The sequence below is a fragment of the Streptosporangium sp. H16 genome (genome assembly GCF_051918855.1).
GTDB lineage: Bacteria > Actinomycetota > Actinomycetes > Streptosporangiales > Streptosporangiaceae > Streptosporangium.
Map to the genome: position 1 here is coordinate 156,650 of NZ_JBPXMD010000018.1, position 19,611 is coordinate 176,260.

Below are 19,611 nucleotides of genomic sequence, written 5' to 3' on the forward strand. Positions count from 1 at the left end.
TGGTTTATTTTCACCGGCCCACATGAGAAAGCAGTTAACTGGTCAACACTGAGGCTAACCCCACAATATGCCTGGCAATCGCCAAACTTGACGTGGCCGCCGGTGAGGGGGCGTTGCGCACGAGGGCGACGCGGCCGTGCACGTCGATAGCGAAGTCGTCCAGCATGCCGCCCCGCCCGTCCACAGCCTGTGCGCGGACGCCTCCGGCGGTCCTGACCAGGTCGGCGCCGGTCAGGGCCGGGACGTAGCGGCGCGCGGCCCGCAGGAAGGATCCTTTACCCATCGAACCGGCCACCTCCCTGATCCCGGTCCGCCAGTGCCTGGCGGCGAGGCGGCGGGTGCCCCGCCAGGCCAGGATCCGGCCCAGGTCGGCGAGGTCGACGTTCCGCCAGGAGTAGCCCTCCAGCGCCAGCGCCATGACCGCGTTGGGGCCGACCAGCACCTCGCCGTCGATCCTGCGGGTCAGGTGCACGCCGAGGAACGGGTAGCGGGGGTCGGGAACCGGGTAGATGAGCCCGCGGACCAGGTTCTTCGCCTCCCCGGCCAGCGCGTAGTACTCGCCGCGGAAGGGGACGATCCGTACGTCGCCGGGAATCCCCGCCATCCGCGCGACGGTGTCGGTGCCGAGCCCGGCACAAACAATCACCCGGTCGAACCTCAGCGTCCGCTCCCCCGCCAGGACGCTCACCCCGCCCGCGGTCTCCCGTACGGCGCGCACCGGGTGGGACAGCAGCACCGAGCCGCCGCTCTCCTCCACGTCCAGGGCGAGGCGCCGGGCGACGGCGGGGAAGTCGGCGATCGCGGTGTGCGGGGAGTGCACGGCGCCCACGCCGACGGCGTGCGGCTCGATCTCGCGCAGGGCCAGCGCGTCGAGCTCGGCGATGCCGGGAACCCCGTTCGCGCGGGCCCGCTCGGCGATCCTGCGCAGCTCGGGCCGCTCGGGTCCGGTGGAGGCGACGACGAGCTTGCCGACCTCGTCGTACGGGATGCGGTGCTCGGCGCAGTACTGCCTGAGCATCGCCACGCCCTCCCTGCAGAGCGTGGCCTTGAGCGAGCCCGGACGGTAGTAGATCCCGGCGTGGACGACACCGCTGTTGTGCCCGGTCTGGTGGGCCCCGACGCGGTCCTCCTTGTCGAGGACGGTCACGGTGGCCCCGTGGGTCAGCGCCGTCTCCCTGGCCACGGCCAGCCCGACGATCCCCGCACCGACGATCCCGACCTTCATCGCCGGCTCCTCCCTGCTCGTTGCCTGCCTCGTGCGAGGCCGCCTCACAGGGCCGCCCGCCTGCGAGGGTGTTCTCCTGCGAGGCGGCTTTCCCTGAAGGTGATCATGGCGTGGTCCGAGGTGCTCGATTCCGCCAGGGTGGGAAGCGTGTCACCGCGTGACATTATCCCGCCAATCTCCCGGCCTTGCCGGTGGTGAGATGTCCTTCCTGTGCCAGCCAGCGCAGCGAGTCGGCGATGGTCTCCCGGACCGGCCGCAGGCCCACGCCGAGCGCCTCCAGGGTCGGGGTGTCGTACGTGCGGACCATCGTGACCATCATCTCGACGGCGTCCCTGGTCAGCGGGTAGTCGATCTCCTTGATCAGCTTCATCACGTCGCCCACGGCCGCCGCGCCGCGCAACACCGACCGGTGGATCCTGAACCTCCGGCCGCGGTTTCCCGTCAACTCGTCGCAGACGTCGGCGAGCTGCGCCCAGGTGAGGTAGTGCCCGCCCAGCATGAACCGGCGTGGCCCGCGCCCCGGTTCGAGGCAGCGGGCGAGCACGACGGCCAGATCCCGTACGTCGACGATGTTGACGCCGCCCGCGGTGATCGGCCAGCCCTGTTCCAGGCCGGCGCGCAGCCCTTCCACCATCGCGTCCAGCGAGGGCTGGTACGGCCCGGTGACCCCGGCCGGATAGACGATCGTGATCGGCATCCCCTGCTCCTGCAGCCGCCTGGCGTAGCGCTCGGCGGAGATCTTGCTTCTGCCGTATCCGTTCCTGGGCGTGGAGAGCGGGCTCTCGGTCGTGATCACCGGTCCGGAGGGGGGCACGAAGACGCCGACGCTGGAGACGTGCACTATGGGGTCGAGACCGAGTTCGACGGCCTGCCCGAGGACGTTCCTGACCCCGGTCACATTCGTACCGTTCAGGTCATCGGCCCGGCCGATCACCCCGATTTCCGCGGCGGCGTGAATGACGGCGTCGCACTGTTCGAGCCCCTCCCGCACGGCCGCCGCGTCTCGGATATCGGCCCGGTGCAGGGGAATCGCCCCCGTCACCCCGATGGCGGCCAGCACCTCGCGTGTTTTCTCTGGATTACGTATGAGAAGAAGCGGCTCATGCCCGTCTGCGAGGAGCGCGGCGACCGCATGCGAGCCGACGAAACCTGATGCCCCGGTTATCAGAACGCGCATGCTCGAAAGTTAGCGGCAATCCTCACCGCAAGAGAAGGGATAACCGGCCTTGTTCTTAACCGTCATTGCCTATGCGGGAAACACGTCCAGGCCGGTCGAGGAATACGTGAATATGTCGGGGCAGTAAAGAGTAATGCGGTCATTCATTTTCGGTATGAGATCACGCCCGGGATCACGTATGAGATCGCATCTGGGATTGCATCTGAGATCGCGCCCGCACGGGCTCCCGGAGCGGCGGGCGTCCACAGCCGTTACGCACATGTCTCCCGTCCGTCGCCCACCCCGGTGTCACGGAGGGGTATACCTTGATCAGGCCGGATGGCGGCCGAAACCGACCGCGTCACCGGGTGGAGATACGAGGCGATGAGCAGAGAACTCTCCATCGGCGTCGACCACCACGGGCACGTTGACTGCACCGTGATCACTGTCACGGGTGACATCGACCGTAATTCCAGTGAGCTGCTCAGAGAGACCATCGAACAACTGGTCTCCGACTACCGCCCGCGGATCGTCATCGACGCCGGAGGCATCACCTTCTGCGACTCCACAGGGCTGCGGATACTTCTCAGCGGCGCGCGGGTGACCTCGGAGGCGGGCGGATGGCTGCGCCTCGCCGGGGTATCGGATGTCCTCAAACGCCTTCTGCAGGTGACCAGTCTCCTAACCTGGTTCCCCGTCGACCCCGACGTGGCGGCGTCTCTCGAACACGCCGCCCGCCGCGACCTGCAGTCCCCCGGCTGAGCCCTGAGCGACCTCGGGAAGCGACCCGGAGAAGCGACCTCGGGAACGGTCAGCGCATCCGGCCGACCGCGCCCCGCAGGCGCCGCACGTCCCGCAGGCGCGCCTCGTAGGTCGCGCCGACGACCACGAGCAGCACCCCGCCCAGCGCCATCGGCACCCATCGGGGCACCAGCACGACCACCTCCGCGATCCACGGCGCCAGCTCGTGCAGGGCGACGACGGCCAGGGTCAGCCCGCCCAGGACCGCCGGGGCCTGGAGCCGGAACCGGGCACCGGCCAGCAGCACGGCCAGCGAGACCACGCCGAGCAGCAGCGGCCGGAGCCAGCCCGAGCCGGTGAGCAGCGCGAACATGCTGGGTACCAGGCTGGAGACGAGCCCGGGACCGTAGGCGACCCAGGACGACGTCTCCCCTCCGCGCGCCCTCCACCAGCCGAACGCCAGCAGCACCAGCGAGAACGGGACCGTGTACGCCTCGATCACGCTGATGTCGGAGGCGAGCAGCCGTAGCCAGGAGGCCAGCAGCAGGAAGCCCGTTCCGACGTATCCTGCCCATCGGCGATCGGGCCGCAGCGCCGTACCGGCCATCAGCACGCCCGTCACGGCGCACGCCAGGCTCGCCGGCGGCAGGTCGGCCGAGGCGAGCGGCAGGCCCGCTCCCGCGAGGACGTAACCCGCCGCCTCCACGCAGACCGCGAACGTCGCCCTCCTGAACCGGCCCGCCACGGCCGCCGCCGCGCAGGCCACGACGAGCGGGCCGAACGCCGCGTGCCGTACCGGCCAGTCCAGCGCCAGCCCGGCCGCCAGCGCCTCCCCGCCCGCCAGCAGCGCCGCCAGCCCCGCCGCGACCGGCGCCACCGCCCGTTCCCCGAACGCGACCGCCGCCCCCGCCCCGGCCCTTCCCCTTCCCCTCGCCCTCGCCCTCGCCTGGTCACCCAGCACGACCGCCACGGCGATCATCGCCACGGCGGGAAGGACGAGCAGGGTCGCGGGCTCGCTCATGAGGGCCCAGGAGATCGCGACGAAGGCGGTCCACAGCGCCGCCACCCCGCCGAAGACCGCGTTCGCGCGGCTCCGCGCCGCCATCCACGCCGTCGGGACGGTACCGGCGACGAACAGCCCCAGCTCCACCCCGTACGGCAGGGCGACCGACACCGGCAGTGCCACCACCACCGCGGGCCAGGCGAGCAGCGCCGCCCTGGTCGCGCCCCTGCGCCGCGCGACCTGCCAGGAGACCAGCACCGCCGCCGCGGCGACGAGACCGACCACCACCGCGAGCGGCGGATGGCCGCCCGCGGGGCCTGTCGCGGCCGTCCACGGCCGTACGAGGGGGCGGTGGAAACCGAGGATCGCGGTGACGGCGGCGTGCGCGGAGACGACCGCGAGCACCGCCAGCACGACGCTCAGCACCAGCCCGGCGGACCGCCGGAGATCACCGTTCTCCCCCGGCGCGCCCTCGGTCTCCCCCGGCGCACCCTCGGGCGAGGGCCTGGCCGGTGAGCCGCCGCGCAGCGCGACAAGCGCCGCGAGCACCGCACCGGCGGCCAGGGACAGGGACAGGCCGTCACCCGCCGGAAGCCACCGGGTCCCGGTGGAGACCGCCCACATCAGGCCGGTCGCCGAGAGCACACCGGCGACCAGCGAGACCGCCGCCGCCTCGCGTACCCGGGCCACGAACGCCGCCGCGCCCCACGCGACGAGCAGGACGCCGAGCGTCGCGTACGTGCTGGACCGCTCGGCGAGCGCGGTGGCCGTCGCCACCGCGGACACCGCGCCGGCGGCGATCGAGAGGGCCCCCGCCCACCGCGGCCGGCCGGCCAGGGTCATGCCGGTCACGAGGACGACGGCCAGCGCCGACAGGACCACGAGGTCCACGCCGTGCCCCCAGCCGAAGGCGACGGGGGCGACGGCCACCGCGAGCGTCCCGGCGGCGAGCGCGGCGAACCCCATGGAGGCCCGCCCCCGGGCGGCCGCCAGTGCCGAGGCGACGGCCAGCAGCCCCGACACGACCGGGAACTGCGGGAACGGCGCGATCAGCCGGGCATCGGCGAAGCCCGGAGATCCCGACCACACATCGCCGAGCCGGTTGAACGGGGCGACCAGGGTGAAGATCACATCGTTCGCGAAAGGCAGTGCGGTGAGCACCGCCAGCACCCCGGCGGAGACGGCACCGGACGAGCGGATCCGCGGCTCGTCCAGGCCGGGCGCGTACAGCATGACCGCCACGGTGACCAGGGCCGCCACCGTGTACGGTACGGCCCACCAGGTCAGCGGCAGTGGCCAGGCGGGGGCCGCCAGTCCCGCCGTCAGCGTGAGCGCCGAGACGCCGGTGACGACCCAGAGGCGGTCCGTGTTCCGTGTCCTCCGCGCGACCGCGAGCCCGATCACCGCCAGCGTGACCAGCAACAGGGCGTCCCCGAGCGAACCGGCCGCCGGACCGCTGCCGGGGAACGTGCCCGGCGTCTTCTTCGGGAATGATTCCAGGAGGCCGTGGCACACCCCCAGCCCCCACACCACGCCGAAACAGACCGCGACCGTCCTCAGCGGCCCGCGGCCGCCGGGCGCGGAAGTCCGGCCCGCCACGTGGAACGCCAGGAACGCCGGGAACACCGGGAACACCAGGAACACGGCGTCGGCGGCGGCCGTGGCGGCGAGCGCGGCGGTGATCCACGGCGTCGTCTCGCCGAGAGCGAGCAGCGGGAGCGGGAACTGGGCGAGGACGATCGCGAGGGGCAGCGGCAGTCGCAGCGGGAGGAGCCGCGAGTAGCCCACCATGGCGAGCGCGACCAGGGCGAACAGCAGGGCGGCGTAATGGAGTACGGCCATGCCGTCGGCCCCGGCCAGCCCCGTCCGCCGGGCCGCGTAGCCGTCCAGGAAGAGCAGCGCCGCGCCGAGCATCGCGATGGTCTCGGCGGTGGTGACGAGCCCGCGCCTCACCAGGAGCGCCGGCGCGGCGAAGGTCAGCCCGGTGACGGCGACCAGGATCGCCGCCCGGCCGCCGAGGCCCATGCTCCCCCAGCTGACCACCGTGAACACCACGGCCGCGACGGCCAGCAGCAGCCCGCCGAGGCCGAGCAGCAGGTTCTGCACCGCCCGGGGCGAGAAGTCCTTTCCCGGCTCGGGCACCGCCTTCGGCCGCCCGGCGGGCTCGGGCACCGTCTCCGGCGGCCCGGCGGGTCTGCCACCGGTCAGGTGTGCCCGCTCCTGCCCGGCCCGCTCCTGCCCGGCCGGTTCCTTCCCGGCCTGCTCCCGTCCGGCCGGTTCCTGTCCGGTTCCTTCCTGTCCGGCTCGCTCCCGTTCGGCTCGCTCCCGTTCGGCCGGTTCCTGCCCGGCTCGTTCCTGCCTGAGCAGGCCGAGCAGGTGACCGCGCCGGATGAGAAGTTCCGCCTCGCGGGCGCGCAGTCCCGCGAGGGCACCGTCGAGCCGCCACAGCTCGGCCGCCACCGGCCCCCTCAGGGGCAGCGCGCAGCGCGGGCAGCGCTCGTGCGTCCCCGCGAGGGGGTCCGAGCACTCAGGACAGCCCACCGGCGAGGAGGAGCGGGGGCTCGACGCCGGGTTCTCGTCATGCATGGTCCGAAGGATGGCGCAAGCGGCTTGCCGTCCGCTTGCGTCGGATCACTCAACCGGGTCTGAGTATCTCAGCGGGTCTGAGTACCTCTGCGGGTTCTGCGGGTTCAGCGGGTCCTGCGGGCGATCAGGGTGATGGCGCCGATGGCGCCCGCGGCGATGGCCAGCCAGAGGAGCACGGCCAAGGTCGGCACCCCCGTGTCCGCGCCGGTGCCGTCCTCCTCGGCCTTCACCCCGGCGACCGGCGTGGGCTCCGGAGCGCCGGTGACACCGGAGGCCGGGGTGGGAGCCGCCTGGCGCCGGGCGGACGTGGGCTCGGGAGCCGCCGCGTCGAGGATCCTCGCGGGCAGTGGCACCCGGTAGACCGGGCTGCGGCTTCCCTCGCTGCCGGTCAGCAGGTACCTGCCGTCGCGCGTGTAGGTGATCGACTCGGCCTGCCGCAGCTCCGGCATCGTCACCCGGGCGATCTGCTCTCCCGGTGCGCGGTAGACCGTGGCGGAGAAGTAGGTACGGATGACGAAGCTCGACCCGTCGGGGGCGTAGGCGGCGTCGGTGGCCATGATGGGCGCGGAGCCGACCTTGCGGAGCACGTTGACCCTGTCGGTGCGCAGCCGCTTCGGAGCCTGGTAGACGGCACCGGCGAACTGCTTGGTCACGATGTGGAGGCGACCGGTACGGGGGTGCACCATGATGCCCTCCGCGTTGTGGCCGCCGTCCTCGTAGCGGAACCGGTAGCGCACGGCGGGGACGACGGCGTCGCTCAGCGTGGCGGGCTCCGCCACCTTGTACACGGAGATGTCGGGCCATGCCCCCTCGAGGTTGTCGCCGATGTCGGCGAACCAGAGCACTCCCCGCCCGGTACGCGGATCGGTGGAGGCCGCCATGCCCTCCCAGTCGCGGGAGGCCGCCCCCCGCAGGGTGAAGGTCGCGCGGGTCCGCCCGTCGGGACCGACCGCGAAGAAGACCGGCCCCGCGGAGCTGTCGTTGTGGGTGTAGTAGACGTCCTTGCCGGTCGGTGAGACCGCCAGCCCGCTCGACTCGGTGATCCGGCTGTCCTTGAAGCGGAAGAGGATCCGCTCCCCGCCGTCCGCCCGCCCGGTACCCGCCGGTACCCCGTGCGCCGCCTCTCGTGCCGCCCTCGCCCGCGTACCGTCTCCCGCGTCCCCCCGGACTCCCTGCCCCTCGCCCGCCCACGCGCCCTGTCCCGCGAGGACCGCGGCCGTGGCCAGGCCGGCCACCGCGAACACGCGAACCAGGACTTCCCCCGCCTTACTCAGCATTCAGCCATCATGCCCCGGCGGTACGCGCGGGCGTCACCGACGTGGCGGGTCCGGCCGACGCGGATTTCCTCGCGAATCCGCTCGCCTGGAGTGCGCTCCAGGTACCTAGTGTGAAGGGCATGGATTACACGCAGCTTGGCCGTACCGGCCTGAAGGTCAGCCGCCTTTGCCTGGGCACGATGAACTTCGGCCCCTTGACCACGGAGGAAGACTCTTTCGCGATCATGGACCACGCCCATGAGCTGGGGATCAACTTCTTCGACACCGCCAACGTCTACGGCTGGAAGAAGGGCGAGGGCATCACCGAGCAGATCATCGGCCGCTGGTTCGCCAAGGGGGGCGGGCGCCGCGAGAAGACGGTGATCGCCACGAAGCTCTACGGCTCGATGGGGGACTGGCCCAACGAGGGCCAGCTGTCCGCGCTCAACATCCGCCGCGCCGCCGACGCGTCGCTGAAGCGGATGCAGACCGACCACATCGACCTCTACCAGGCGCATCACGTCGACCGGAACACCCCGTTCGACGAGTTCTGGGAGGCCATGGACATCCTCAAGCAGCAGGGCAAGATCCTGTACGTCGGGTCGTCCAACTTCGCGGGCTGGCACATCGCCAAGGCCCAGGAGAGCGCGCGGCGCCGCAACAGCGTCGGCCTGGTCTCCGAGCAGTCCCACTACAACCTGGTCGTCCGCGCACCGGAGCTCGAGGTGATCCCGGCGGCCGAGGACTACGGGGTGGGCCTGATCCCGTGGAGCCCGCTCGCGGGCGGCCTGCTCGGCGGCATCCTCCGGAAGATCGACAAGGGGCGTTCGGCCTCGGAGCAGATCACCAAGCAGCTGGACAAGCACCGCGACAAGATCGAGCGCTACGAGGAGTTCTGCGACGAGCTGGGCGAGGATCCGGCGAACGTCGGCCTGGCGTGGCTGCTCCACCAGAAGATCGTCACCGCGCCGATCATCGGGCCGCGCACGCTCGACCAGCTCGACGGCGTCACCAGGGCACTGGAGATCGTTCTGGACGAGAAGGCCCTGGCCCGCCTGGACGAGATCTTCCCCGGCTTCAAGACGGCGCCCGAGCACTACGCCTGGTGAACGGTGGCGCCGGGCGGCTGGAAGACGGCCGCCGGGCGGCTAGGACACGAGGGCGCCGATCACCACGAGGAGCACGAGCAGTGCGAGCACCGTGGGCAGCAGCCAGCGACGGGGACGATCCACGTCCTGGAGCCTAGCTCTGCCCACGGGGTGCCGGGGCCGTCAGATGCCATTCCTCGACCGTCTCGTAACGAGCCCCGCCCCCGCCGGTGGTCACGCCCCCGAAGTCGCTCCGCATCAGGTGCACCGTCCCCGCCTCCCACGCGGCTCCTGAGAACGCCCCGAACGCCTCGACCAGGGCGCTCACGTCCGTGTCGGCGCGGCACCGGGCCAGGCTCAGGTGCGGCGTGAACCGCCGGCGGTCCGTCTGCCCGGCTCCGGCCTCCAGCGCCCCGGCCCCCACCTGGACGGCGAGGCGGGCGAGGCCGGCGCGGTCGCCCCCCAGACCGGTCAGGAAGACCCGCGCCCGGCCCGCCGAGGGAAACGCCCCGGCACCGGTGAGGGACAGCGTCATCGGCGGGTGGCGCGTGGCGGCGTCGGCGAGCCGCGCCCGCAGCTCGGGCAGCACCCGGTCGGGCACCTCCCCGAGGAACGACAGCGTCACATGCCAGCTCGCCGGGTCCAGCCAGCGGAGCCCCGGCCAGCGCGGCCGGTGGGCTTCGAGGGCGAGGATGAGCTCATCGCGCGCCGGTGGCGGCGGCAGCAACCCCACGAACAGCCGCATGCGACCTCCTGCTGATCACCTTTGTCAGCATTATGGCCACACCGGAGCCGATCAGGGTGAGAGCGCCGCCCACCAGGACCCCCGCACGCGGGCCGCCCAGCTCGGAGATCCAGCCGAGCAGCAGCGCGCCGAAGGGGGCGCCCCCGGTGAACACGAGCACGTAGATCCCCATCACCCGGCCGCGCATCTCCGGCGAGGTGGCGAGCTGCACGCTGGCGTTGGCCGCGGTGTTCACCGAGATCAACGCGATGCCGGCGGGCACGAGGGAGACCAGGTAGAGGGGGTACCACGGCGCCAGGCCGCTGACGATCTGGAACAGGCCGAACGCGACCGCGCCGCCGACCAGCAACCGCCGGCTGGGCCGTACCCGCCGCGCCGCCATGAGCGCGCCCGCCAGCGCGCCGACCGCGAACATGCTGGAGGCCAGCCCGAACGAGGCCGCGCCCGCCCCGAAGACCTGGCGGGCCATGAGCGCGATCGACATCGAGAACGACTGCGTGAACAGCGAGACGAAGGCGATCAGCAGTATCGGCATGAGCAGCTCGGGCCGCACCATCACGTAGCGCAGACCCTCGCGGAGCTGCCCCTTGGCCCTCGGCACCGGCTCCGGGGTGGTCAGCTCGGAGGTGCGCATGAGCATCAGGCCGGCGAGCACGCCCGCGAAGGACAGCGCGTTGATCAGGAAGATCGGGCCGGTGCCGCCGAACGCGTAGATCAGGACACCCGCGACGGCCGGACCGACCACGCGGGCCAGGTTGAAACTCGACGCGTTCAGCGCGATCGCGTTGGACAGGTCCTTGCGGCCGACCATCTCCACGACGAACGACTGCCGGGTCGGCACCTCGACGCAGGCGATGAGGCCGAGCAGGAACGCCATCACGAACACCTGCCAGACCCGGGCCGAGCCGGTCACGACGAGCACGCCCATGGTGAGCGCCAGCAGGCCCATGAGCGACTGGGCGACGATCAGCAGTTGCCGCTTGGGATAGCGGTCGGCGAGCATGCCGCCCCAGAGTCCGAAGAGCAGCAACGGCAGGAACTGCAGCATGACGGTCACGCCCAGCGCGAAGGCGCTGCCGTTCGTCAGGTCGAGCACCAGCAGGTCCTGCGCGGTGCGCTGCATCCACGAGCCGACGTTGGAGACCACGCCTCCGGCCGCGAACAGCCGGTAGTTGTAGACGCGCAGGGACCGGAACATCCCGCCCCGCGTCTCGGGCACGGGCTGGGCCGTCCCGCTCTCCGTGGCCTGGAACTCGTTCGCGGTGGCTGTGGCTCTCGCGGCTCTCGCGGCTCTCGCGGCCCGCCGCCGCCGGACCCTCGCCCTCAGCCCGGTCTTCCCGCCGGGCTTCCGGCCCCGGCTCCCGTCCGGCTTCGTACCGGACTCCCGGTCCGGCTCCCCGTTCGGCTTCGTACCGGACTCCCCGCCCGGTTCACCGTCCGGCTCCTCCTGCGGCTTCGTACCTGGTCCTCCGCCTGGCGCGGCGGATGCCCCGGCGTCGCGCGGGGCCGCCGGGGCCTCGGGTTCCTCGGGGTCGGCTAGATCCGGCTGAGCTTCTCCAGTATCGGAGCCGCCTGCCGGAGCGTCGCCCTCTCCTCGGGTGTCAGCTCCTTCAGCCGCTGCGTCAGCCACGCCTCCTTGAGACGCCGCTCCTCCCTCAGCAGGGTTGAGCCCTGCTCGGTCACGCCCACGGTCACCTGGCGCCGGTCGGTCGGGTGCGGTGTACGTGACACCAGCTCCCGCTCGGCCAGCACGGCGATCACGCGGGTCATCGAGGGCGGCTGGACCTTCTCCAGCTCGGCCAATTCGCCGGGGGTTATCCCGGAATGCCGTTCTACGGCGGCGAGCGTCGCGAGCTGGGTGGGCGTCAGCGAGTGCACCGCGGCCTGCCTGCGCAGGCGTCTGTTCAGTCGTGCCAGCGACACGCGCAGAGCCGAAGCCAGACCGGCGTCGCTGCGCAGGTTCGCGACGTGGTCCTTCCTGGGGTGATTCATTAGCGTAGGTCATTACCTTTGCTAACTATATACGTGTGCACGTGATTCCCTCCAGCGGGTTTCCTTCTCGGAACGGGCCGTACAGCGTGCCAGACGGATGAGGGATCGCCAACCCCGCCCCGAGCGCCGGGCGCCGCCCCCCGGAAACCCGGGGGAAGGCGCCGGAGATCCGGGGGGTTCGCCGCGCGCGAGGCGCCCGTCAGAAGCGCCGGCGGGTCTGGCCGTACTCCCCCTCGCGGAAACCGAAGGCCCTCGACGGGAAGGCCTTCAAATGGGGCGACCTCGTACACCAGAGCCGCCATTTTATCTCTTCGCGCTCCCGCGCCCCCCGGGGGGACCGGCCGCCCCGCGCTCCCGGTGGTCGAGGCGACCGGCCGGACGGGATTCCGCCCGCCGGAGCGGTCGGCCGACGCGCGGGCCCCGGATCTCATCGGATTCTCAGACAGGGATGAGGGGGGTCTCATGCGGTCGCCCGACCATTGGTCCGGTAGGTGCTCCACATCGGACTAGGAGTCACATGAACCGCACCAAGCGCATGATCATCATCGCCGGCGTCGGCACCGCTCTGGCCGGCGGGCTGGCCGTCCCCGTGGCGGCCTGGGCGACCAGCCCCACCCCCACGCCGTCGTCCCCCTCCCCTGCGACCCCCGGCACCGGCCACGACGGCGCCGAGCACGGCCCGCGCTGGGGCCACGGCCCCGGCCACGGCCCCGGCGTCCGCGGCGACCACGGGGAGATGGCCGCCAAGCTCGCCGAGGCCCTCGGTGTCGACGAGGCCAAGGTCACCGCGGCCCTGGAGGAGCTCCGCAAGGAAGGCGGACCGGGTCGCCCGCCGAAGGAGGCCGGGCAGGCCGCCGTACGGGACAAGGCCGAAGCTCTGGCCGCCAAGCTCGGTCTCACGGCGGACAAGGTCACCGCCGCGCTGGAGACGCTCCACCGGCAACGCGGCGCCGAGGCCGAGACCGCCTTGACCGAACGCCTGAAGGCGGCCGTCACCGCCGGCACGCTCACCCAGGCCGAATCCGACGCCGTCCTCAAGGCGTACCGCGCGGGGCTGCTCCCCGGTGGCCCCAGAGGGCGCTAGGAGAGCACGACGGCACACGGGCCTGGCCAGAACCCTTGAGCAGGACGGCACGTGGGCCGTGACCTCAGAGGGCGTTGAGCACGATGGTGCGGGAAGGGGGCTTGAGCAGACGGCGCATGGGAAGGGGGCGTTGAGCGGAACGGCATTCGGGAAGGCCGCGAGGTCGCCGTCCGGCCGGACCCCCTGAGACGATCGCCATCCATGGGATCTTCTTCTCATGAGGCGATCGCTGGTGTCGGCGTTGCTGGCACTCTCCGTGACGGCGTGCGGCGCATCCGGCACGGCCGACCAGGCCGGAACATCCAGTCCGGCAGGCACATCCGATCCGGCAGGCACATCCGGCCCGGCCGGCGCGTCCGGACGCCCGCCCACGGCGACGGAGCCACCCGGTGTGAAACCGTCGCCGTGGCTGCCCGGGGTGAACCATCCGACACCCGCCCCGACCATGGGCACCTGGAGGGAGACCACACTGCCCGGAGCGGGTGCCCATATGAACGGGGTGGTCGCGCTCTCCCCCGATGACGCCTGGGCGGTGGGCAATGTCGGCGAGGGTGAGCCTGTCGCGCACCTCGTGCACTGGAACGGCCGTACCTGGCGCCCCGTCACCCCTCCCGAAGGACTGTTCCCGGTAAGGGCGGTGTCCGCCTCGTCCGGAGACAACGTCTGGATCTTCGGCAATGCGGGCGCGTGGCGCCGGACCGGTGGCGGGTGGTCGAACATGGGCGGGCTGCGCGGTTCCCGCCGTCACCTGCTGGAAGCCGCCGTCGTCGCCGGACCGCGCGACGTGTGGATCGCCGGGACGACCGAGGGCGCCGACGCCACGAACCCCGAGTCCCGGCGCCCCTTCCTCAGACGATGGTCGGGGACCGGCTGGTCGGACTTCTCCCTGCCACCCGGTGTCGGGATCCACGCGTTCGGCGCCGTGGGACCGCGCGACGTGTGGGCGCTGGGGCGAGAGCCGGACGGCGGCGGGGTCGTCATGCGCTGGGACGGTGACCGCTGGAACACCGTGCCGATGCCGTTGCCCTTGGTGGAGAGGAAGGCCGAGCTGGAGGACATCGCGGTGGTCTCCGCGGATGAGGCGTGGGCGATCGGCCGCGACAGGGCGGCGGCGGTCGTTGTCCGCTGGGACGGGCGGCGGTGGAACGTGGTCGACGGACCGGCGAGGTTCGTCCACTTCTCCGCGGTGGCCCCCGACGGGCACGACGGAGCCTGGGTCGCCGCCGACTACTGGGACTACACGGACGATCGGATCCTGCTCCACTACGACGGCCGGAGTTGGACGTACGAAAAAAACCCCGGCACCCAGAAAGCCCCCGCCGTCTTCGACCTCGCGCTGGTTCCGGGCAGCAACCAGGTGATCGGGGTCGGCGGCGAGCCTGCGGCCGACGAAAACAGCACGGCCTGGATCTGGACGAGGCACTGAGAGCCACCCGCCGACCGGGAAGGTCCCGGCGCGGCGACCACCCGGCCACAGGACGCGGAAACCCTTCCTCGAGGACCTTCCCCTTGAGTGGTGATCGTCGGTCCGGGTGACCGGTCGAGGGCGTGCGGATCGTTGACCCCTGCAAGGGATCATATGTACGCTATTCCGAAATTACGGAATTATCTCTCGATGGCGATCTGAGGGGGCGTGCGAATGGACACGACGGAGCAGCGGCTCGCCGCTCTGGAAAGGCGGGTGGAACGGCTGGAGACGGCGCCGGCCACCCAGCGAAAGGAGCGGGCGGCCAGCGGCTCGACCGGCGACGCGCCCCTGCGATTGCTCGACCGGCTCCGCGAGCACATCGGCGGCACCGACGACGGGCAGGCTCCCGGACCGTTGGAGGCGACCGGCGCGATCGCGTACGCGGGAGCCGTCAGCCGCGACGGCCGCGAGTATCTGTGGGCCAAGCAGCGTCCCGTTCGCGATCTCATCGGCGCGGAGCGATCGGGTACCGCCACCGTGCTGGAGTGCCTCGGGAGCCCGGCACGCCTGGCGTTGCTCACCGCGGTGCTCGGCACGACACGCACCCGCGCCCAGCTCCAGGAGGTCCTCGGCGAGACGACCTCCACCGGGCATCTCTACCACCACCTGCGCGGGCTACAGGCGGCGGGCCTGCTCGTCCAGCCCCGGCGAGGCGAGTACGAGCTCGCCGCCCACGCGCTGGTCCCGCTGCTCACCGTCATCGCGGCCACCCTGGACCTGAGCGCCGGAGGCGATCAGACGGCCGGGGAGACCGGGGAGGCCGGAGAATGAGCTGGGCCTCCCGCCGGTGGCACGCACGGGGAGCGCCCGCCCGCGCCGCGTGGCGGGCCTGGAAGCGCGGGGACATCGACGAGGCCGAGCGTCTGGCCGCCCATGCCGGCCCGCGGCAACACGCGCACCTCCGGTTCCTGACCAGCTACGTGCGCGGAGACTACGAGCAGGCGCTGACCCACTACGAGGCCGTTCGCCGTCTTTATCCGGCCTGGACGGAACTGGACGAACCCGTCGCGCACGCCTTGCTGCATCTGGACCGGCCGGCCGAGGCCCACGCGCACGTACAGCGGCGCCGGGGGAAACGACCGATGCCTCCCGATCTCGTGGCGCGGATGGATCACCCGCTGAGCGTCGAGCTCGACCGCGCGACCGTCCTTCCCTTCGCCGACCACGCGCTGGCGCCCTACCTGCCCGCCGTGGACGCCACGCTCGACGGCCACCCCGTACGCGCCCACATCGACACCGGCGGCACGTTCCTCGTCATGGGAACCGGGCGCGCCGAAGCGCTGGGCATCCGGCTGATCCCCGGTGGAAAGGATCATCACGGTACGACCCGCACCGACCTCTACACCGGGATCGCCAGGGAGCTGACGCTCGGCGACGCCGTCCTGACCAACGTGCCGGTGGAGGCCATGCCGACGCTGCGCGGCGACCAGGATCTCGTCATCATCGGCACCAACGTGCTGCAGCGGTTTCTCACCACCGTCGACCACCCCCGCGGGCGCCTGCTCCTGTCGCGACGCCGCGACCCACGGCAGGCGGCCGACCATCTCGCGCTTCTCGACGACCGGCCGGAACTCGCCCGGATTCCCTTCTACCTGTGGGCGGACCACTACATGTTCGCCCGCGGAGGCTTCGGCACCCGGCAGGACCTCAATTTCTTCATCGACTCCGGACTGGTCTACGTCATCCAGGAGGACGGGTCACCGCCCCGCCAGGCATGCCTCTACACGACCGCGCGGCGATACCGCTCCTGGGGGGTGAACCGGGCCCGCGCGGCCCGCCCGCACTTCGTCGTCGACGAACCGATCCACCTGGGACCGCTTCGCCAGGACGACCAGTTCGTGGCCACGACCCCGACCCGGCGCGTGCCCTGGGCATCGTTCGGCGGCGTACGCGTCGACGGCCTGCTGTCCCACGCCTTCCTCGACAAGTACGCCTGGACCCTCGACTTCGACCGGCACGAATACACGTTCCGACACCCCGTACCGCTCGCGTGACCCGCATCGGCGGACGGTCCAGCAAACCCATGCACTACTGTCTCCTGAACTGTAGGCTTCCAAGCCTACAGTTCAGGAGACAGTAGTGCTCAAACCCTCCCGTCTACTTGCCCGCGACTCCGAGTGGTCCACACTCACCGAGTTCGCCACGCATCCCGACCCCCATCTGCGGTTGGGGGTTCTGTCAGGACGGCGACGGGTCGGCAAGAGCTATCTCCTCCGCGCGTTGGCCGACGCGATGGACGGCCTCTATGTCTCCGCTGTCGCCGAGGAGGGCACGGTGGCCGCGCGGCGGCGATTCGCCGACGACCTCGCGCGATACGCGGGGGTGAGCTCCGGCCTCTTCCGCGACGACTCCGGCTGGGAGTCTCTCCTCGATTCGGCGATCAGCCTGACCACGCGACGACGAGGCGCCTCCGGATTGCTGGTCATCGATGAGTTGCCCTACTGGATGACGCACTCTCCGGAGCTTCCCGGCCTGCTCCAGCTGCTCTACGACCGTTCACAGACCGGTCACGGCCACGAGGGCGGCCGAGTGATCGTCTGCGGATCGGCCGTGTCCGTGATGAACGATCTTCTGTCCGGCACGAAGGCCCTGCGCGGGCGGGCCGCGGTCGACATGCGCCTCCAACCGTTCGATCCGAGCACCACCGCGCGGCACTGGGGTGTCGACGACCCGGCGACCGCCCTGCGACTGCACGCCACGATCGGCGGATCTCCCGGCTACCGCAACCTGACCTCGTCACCTTCGCCTCGAACCCCGCAGGAGTTCGACGCCTGGATTCCGGCGACGGTTCTCAATCCCGGTCAGGCACTCTTCTCCCGTAGCGAGGCGGAGTATCTACTGCGGGAGGACCCGCGGTTCACCGGGAGCTCACTCCATTACGCGATCATCAACGCGGTCGCCACCGGCGCCACCAGCCCGACGAAGATCGGCGGATTGGTCGAACGCGATCGCACGTCTCTGACCCGCCCGCTTGAGATGCTGACGAGTTCGGGATACCTCGACTACTCGACCGATCCGCTCTGGGAACGTCGCCCGGTGATCACCGTCGCGGATCCCATCATCCGCTTCCACAACCTGATCACCGTTCCGAAACGGGACCTGATCGAGACGGGCGGCTCCACCCAGGCGTGGCACGAATCCCAGCCCACCTTCATCTCCCGCATCCTGGGCCCTCATTTCGAGGAATGCTCACGCGAGTGGCTCCGCAGCCGCACCGACCCCTCCCTCCGCGCGGGAACGAGCACGATCGCCTCGACAGTGATCAACGATCAAGGCGGACGGGCCAAACACGAGATCGACGTCATCGCCTTGGACCGGAGGTCCGGCCGCGCCACGGTGGGACTCATCGGGGAGGCGAAGGCCACTCTCGTAAGGCGAGGCCCCGCAGACCTGGAACGGCTCGACCGGCTGAAGGAGATCCTCCGAGGCCAGGGGCATGACGTCACCTCCACTCGCCTGGCGATCTTCTCGCTGGAAGGCTTCCACCCCGACCTCGTGGCCATCGCACGCCGCCGTGGCGACGTTCTCCTCGTGGACCTGCCATCCCTCTTCGGAAAAACGGAACCCACCGTCTTGCCGACATGATCTGGAACGGACCTCGGATCGCGGACGGAATGCCTGGCGCGTCGGCGACCGTCGCCCAGCGACCGCGATCCGTCCGCCGCGGTTCCGCTCTCCGGCACGGCGGACGAGAACGCGGAAAGGCCGTCACGGCGATCATCTTCTTGGATCACCATGACGGCCTTCGGGTCGTCGCTCAGCCGAGGTTGAGCAGTGCCTTGATCGGGCCGAGCGCGAAGTAGATCACGAACAGCCCCGCGACCGTCCACATCAGCGGGTGGACCTCACGGGCCTTGCCCTTGATGGCCTTGATCAGCACGAAGGTGACGAAGCCCGCGCCGATACCGGTCGCGATCGAGTACGTGAACGGCATCAGGACGATCGTGAGGAACGCCGGGATGGAGATCTCGTAGTCGGTGAAGTCGATCTCGCGGATGGCGGTCATCATCAGGAAACCGACCACGACCAGGGCAGGGGCGGCGGCCTCGTAGGGGACGACGGCGACGAGCGGCGAGACGAAGATGGCCAGCAGGAACAGCACGCCGGTGACGACGCTGGCGAGGCCGGTGCGGGCGCCCTCGCCGACACCCGCCGCCGACTCGATGTAGGTCGTGTTGGAGGAGACGGAGCCCGCGCCTCCGGCCGCCGCGCCGATCGAGTCGACGAGGAGGATCTCTCGGGTCCTGGGCAGGGTGCCGTCCTCCCTGATCAGCCCTGCCTGGCCACCGACGCCCACGATCGTGCCCATGGTGTCGAAGAAGTCGGTGATCAACAGCGTGAAGATGAGCAGCAGGGCCAGGATGACCGAGACGGAGCCGAAGGCACCGAGCGGGTCGAACTCCCTGAACAGCACCAGCGGGTTGTTGAAGCCGAAGATCTGCTCGGGCAGCTGGGGGACGACGAGCTGCCAGCCCGCGGGGTTCGGCGGCTGACCCGGCGTCACCGAGGCCCCGACCTTGGCGACGGCCTCGACGATGACCGCGAGGACGGTGGTGGCGATGATGCCGATCAGGATGGCGCCCTTGGTCTGGCGCGCCACCAGCAGCACGATCAGCAGCAGGCCGACCACGAAGACGAAGATCGGCCAGCTGGTCAGCGAGCCCGCGATGCCGAGCTCCAGCGGCGGCCCGGCCGCCACCCGGCGGACGAAACCGGCGTCCACGAAACCGATCAGCGCGATGAACAGGCCGATGCCGACGCTGATCGCCGTCTTGAGCTGGGGTGGGATGGCGTTGAACACGGCGGTACGGAACCCGGTGAGCACCAGGAGGGCGATGATCACGCCCTCCAGGAACACCAGGCCCATCGCCGACTCCCAGGACATCTGCGAGGCGATGCCGTAGGTGACGAAGGCGTTCAGGCCCAGACCCGCGGCCATCGCGAAGGGGACCTTGCCGATGACCCCCATCAGGATGCTGAGCAACCCGGCCACGAGAGCGGTGCCGGCCGCGACGAGCGGGATGTTGGGCGTGCTCCCGTCGCCGATGAACTGGCCCTCGGCGTCCTTGACGGTGGCGATGATCAAGGGGTTGAGCACGACGATGTAGGCCATCGTGAAGAACGTGGCGAACCCGCCGCGCACCTCCCGGCCCACGGACGAGCCACGGTCAGAGATGAAGAAGAAACGGTCAATTCTACTTATTTGGTGGGTTTTAACATCATTCACTCACGCAGAGTGACAGTGGGATGCCCATCTCGGAAGACCC

At 70.9% G+C, this 19,611-nt stretch carries 15 protein-coding genes; 7 read left to right on the plus strand and 8 right to left on the minus strand.

Features of this window, described 5'->3' with window-relative positions; all coding sequences use genetic code 11:
• Positions 1 to 34: 34 nt before the first annotated feature.
• Both lhgO and ACTOQ2_RS27790 read right to left on the minus strand, forming a co-directional pair.
• On the minus strand, positions 35 to 1,225 hold the full coding sequence (gene lhgO, locus ACTOQ2_RS27785) for an L-2-hydroxyglutarate oxidase (RefSeq protein ID WP_440103461.1): 1,191 nt from the start codon (positions 1,223 to 1,225) through the stop codon (positions 35 to 37).
• Between the two features lie 163 nt (positions 1,226 to 1,388).
• Positions 1,389 to 2,402: an NAD-dependent epimerase/dehydratase family protein gene (locus ACTOQ2_RS27790; RefSeq protein WP_440103463.1), complete on the minus strand. Its 1,014-nt coding sequence runs from the start codon at positions 2,400 to 2,402 to the stop codon at positions 1,389 to 1,391.
• Between the two features lie 318 nt (positions 2,403 to 2,720).
• Here ACTOQ2_RS27790 and ACTOQ2_RS27795 point away from each other — a divergent pair, with 318 nt between their 5' ends.
• On the plus strand, positions 2,721 to 3,143 hold the full coding sequence (locus tag ACTOQ2_RS27795; protein ID WP_440103464.1) for an STAS domain-containing protein: 423 nt from the start codon (positions 2,721 to 2,723) through the stop codon (positions 3,141 to 3,143).
• A gap of 49 nt (positions 3,144 to 3,192) precedes the next feature.
• Here the strand turns inward: ACTOQ2_RS27795 and ACTOQ2_RS27800 are convergent, their stop codons facing one another.
• Both ACTOQ2_RS27800 and ACTOQ2_RS27805 read right to left on the minus strand, forming a co-directional pair.
• The gene (locus tag ACTOQ2_RS27800; RefSeq protein WP_440103465.1) at positions 3,193 to 6,711 is read right to left on the minus strand and encodes an SCO7613 C-terminal domain-containing membrane protein; all 3,519 of its coding nucleotides are present in this window, start codon (positions 6,709 to 6,711) and stop codon (positions 3,193 to 3,195) included.
• A 104-nt stretch (positions 6,712 to 6,815) separates the two neighbouring features.
• Positions 6,816 to 7,988, minus strand: a complete 1,173-nt coding sequence (locus tag ACTOQ2_RS27805; RefSeq protein ID WP_440103467.1) for a hypothetical protein — start codon at positions 7,986 to 7,988, stop codon at positions 6,816 to 6,818.
• Positions 7,989 to 8,107: 119 nt separating this feature from the next.
• On the opposite strand from ACTOQ2_RS27805, the gene ACTOQ2_RS27810 reads away from it, so the two are divergent.
• On the plus strand, positions 8,108 to 9,076 hold the full coding sequence (locus tag ACTOQ2_RS27810) for an aldo/keto reductase (RefSeq protein ID WP_440103468.1): 969 nt from the start codon (positions 8,108 to 8,110) through the stop codon (positions 9,074 to 9,076).
• A gap of 133 nt (positions 9,077 to 9,209) precedes the next feature.
• On the opposite strand, the gene thpR is transcribed toward ACTOQ2_RS27810, so the two are convergent.
• From thpR to ACTOQ2_RS27825, 3 genes are all read right to left on the minus strand, one after another.
• Positions 9,210 to 9,800 carry an RNA 2',3'-cyclic phosphodiesterase gene (thpR, locus tag ACTOQ2_RS27815; RefSeq protein ID WP_440103470.1) on the minus strand — a complete coding sequence of 197 codons (591 nt, stop codon included), beginning with the start codon at positions 9,798 to 9,800 and terminating at the stop codon, positions 9,210 to 9,212.
• Positions 9,754 to 11,019 (minus strand): MFS transporter, encoded by a 1,266-nt coding sequence (locus tag ACTOQ2_RS27820; RefSeq protein ID WP_440103472.1) that lies wholly within the window; start codon positions 11,017 to 11,019, stop codon positions 9,754 to 9,756. Before ACTOQ2_RS27820 ends, thpR begins: the two co-directional genes overlap by 47 nt.
• A 317-nt stretch (positions 11,020 to 11,336) precedes the next feature.
• Positions 11,337 to 11,792, minus strand: coding sequence for a MarR family winged helix-turn-helix transcriptional regulator (locus ACTOQ2_RS27825; protein ID WP_435289713.1), 456 nt, complete (start codon positions 11,790 to 11,792; stop codon positions 11,337 to 11,339).
• A gap of 517 nt (positions 11,793 to 12,309) precedes the next feature.
• Here ACTOQ2_RS27825 and ACTOQ2_RS27830 point away from each other — a divergent pair.
• The 5 genes from ACTOQ2_RS27830 (at position 12,310) to ACTOQ2_RS27850 (ending at position 17,929) form a co-directional block, all read left to right on the plus strand.
• A complete protein-coding gene (locus tag ACTOQ2_RS27830) occupies positions 12,310 to 12,876 on the plus strand; it encodes a hypothetical protein (protein WP_440103474.1) in 567 nt (188 codons plus the stop codon).
• A 391-nt stretch (positions 12,877 to 13,267) separates the two neighbouring features.
• Positions 13,268 to 14,302: a hypothetical protein gene (locus tag ACTOQ2_RS27835; protein WP_440103476.1), complete on the plus strand. Its 1,035-nt coding sequence runs from the start codon at positions 13,268 to 13,270 to the stop codon at positions 14,300 to 14,302.
• A gap of 213 nt (positions 14,303 to 14,515) precedes the next feature.
• Positions 14,516 to 15,115 (plus strand): helix-turn-helix domain-containing protein, encoded by a 600-nt coding sequence (locus ACTOQ2_RS27840; protein WP_440103478.1) that lies wholly within the window; start codon positions 14,516 to 14,518, stop codon positions 15,113 to 15,115.
• Positions 15,112 to 16,338 (plus strand): aspartyl protease family protein, encoded by a 1,227-nt coding sequence (locus ACTOQ2_RS27845; protein WP_440103480.1) that lies wholly within the window; start codon positions 15,112 to 15,114, stop codon positions 16,336 to 16,338. The genes ACTOQ2_RS27840 and ACTOQ2_RS27845 overlap by 4 nt, the downstream gene beginning before the upstream one ends.
• Before the next feature lie 85 nt (positions 16,339 to 16,423).
• The gene (locus tag ACTOQ2_RS27850) at positions 16,424 to 17,929 is read left to right on the plus strand and encodes an ATP-binding protein (RefSeq protein WP_440103481.1); all 1,506 of its coding nucleotides are present in this window, start codon (positions 16,424 to 16,426) and stop codon (positions 17,927 to 17,929) included.
• Positions 17,930 to 18,101: 172 nt separating this feature from the next.
• Here ACTOQ2_RS27850 and ACTOQ2_RS27855 read toward each other — a convergent pair whose 3' ends face one another.
• Positions 18,102 to 19,571 carry an NCS2 family permease gene (locus tag ACTOQ2_RS27855; RefSeq protein ID WP_440103483.1) on the minus strand — a complete coding sequence of 490 codons (1,470 nt, stop codon included), beginning with the start codon at positions 19,569 to 19,571 and terminating at the stop codon, positions 18,102 to 18,104.
• Positions 19,572 to 19,611: the final 40 nt, after the last annotated feature.